Origin of the sequence: Streptomyces sp. NPDC048349 (genome assembly GCF_040651925.1) — a bacterium.
Lineage (GTDB): Bacteria > Actinomycetota > Actinomycetes > Streptomycetales > Streptomycetaceae > Streptomyces.
Map to the genome: position 1 here is coordinate 1 of NZ_JBEZLA010000150.1, position 1320 is coordinate 1320.

At 71.1% G+C, this 1320-nt stretch carries 1 protein-coding gene; it reads left to right on the forward strand.

Annotation, left to right across the window (positions count from 1 at the left end):
- The first annotated feature begins 361 nt into the window (after positions 1-361).
- Positions 362-982, forward strand: coding sequence for a DinB family protein (locus AB0D44_RS34360; RefSeq protein ID WP_362598839.1), 621 nt, complete (start codon positions 362-364; stop codon positions 980-982).
- Positions 983-1320: the final 338 nt, after the last annotated feature.

A 1320-nucleotide genomic window follows, 5' to 3' on the forward strand; every position in this document is an offset into this window, starting at 1 on the left:
AGGTTGCAGGGAGCCACGCCCCCGCCCGGCCCCATGACCGCCGAAGGCGGGGCCGGCGGGCGCATCAAATCGCTACGCGCTCCTCAGATCTCAGCGTCCGGCGGCCGTCTGGGGTCCAACCCGCACCAGACAGCGACCAGAAGCGCATTCCATGCCGTGGGCGCACTGGACGGCGGCCGGAAGTGTCTGGCGAGGCCGTGGGCGCACTGGACGGCGGCCGGAAGTGTCTGGCGAGGCCGTGGGCGCACTGGACGGCGGCCGGAAGTGCTGGGGCGGGGGTGGGCGAAAATCAGACGCAGCGGCGGGGCTGCTCTGAAAGGCTGGTGCGTCAGCTCAGAGTCCGCAGTTCGTTCCAGGAGTGATCGTGATCCCCTCTCGGCTGGTTCCCTTGGTGGAGCAGTTCGACTTCGCCCGCGAGCGCCTCGCCAACCGGATGTCGGGGCCCGTCATGGACAGCGGTGACGGGACGGACACCAAGGTCGGTCCCATGACGGGCGAGGAATACCTCTGGGAGCCGGTGCGGGGGTGCTGGTCGGTGCGGCGGCGAACTGAGGGACCTGGGCCGCGCGCCACGCTCCTCGCCGGCACGGGTGACTGGGGCCGCGACGCAGCGACGTACCCGCACCCCTGGCCGCCGCCGTTCACCACCATCGCGTGGCGCCTGAGCCACCTCAGCGAAATGCTGACCTTGCGCGCCGACCATACGGCCGGCAGCCGCACGCGGACCCGGGACGACTATCCCGTCACCGGGGACGTCGACGAGGCAGTCGCAGCCTTTGACACGGCCGCCGCTGCCTGGCGGAAGGCGCTGCTGAGCGTCGACGACGCCGCACTGGACACCATTGGGTACTGCACCTACCCCCACGGCGGCGACGCGGAGGAACCCTTCATCAACATCGCATGGTGGGTGAACCAGGAGGTACTGCACCACGGAGCCGAGATCGCCCTGCTCCGCGACCTCCACCGCGAAAGCCAGCACTGACGTCCACCCACCCGTCCCCCCTCCCCGCACACACAGTGGCCTCCACCCCTGACGGCCGCCGGTCGCCGAGTCGCGCCCACGCCGTGGAATGCCCTTCTGCCCGCTGTCTGGTGCGGGTTGGGCCCCGGACGGCCGCCGGACGCTGAGATTTGGGGAGCGCGTAGCGATTTGACGCGCCGCCCGTCTCGCCGGGTGCTTCTGGTCGCTGTCTGGTGCGGGTTGGACCCCGGACGGCCGCCGGACGCTGAGATGTGAGGAGCGCGTAGCGATTTGATGCGCCCGCCGGCCCCGCCTTCGGCGGTCATGGGGCCGGCGGGGGCGTGGCTCCCTGCAACCTG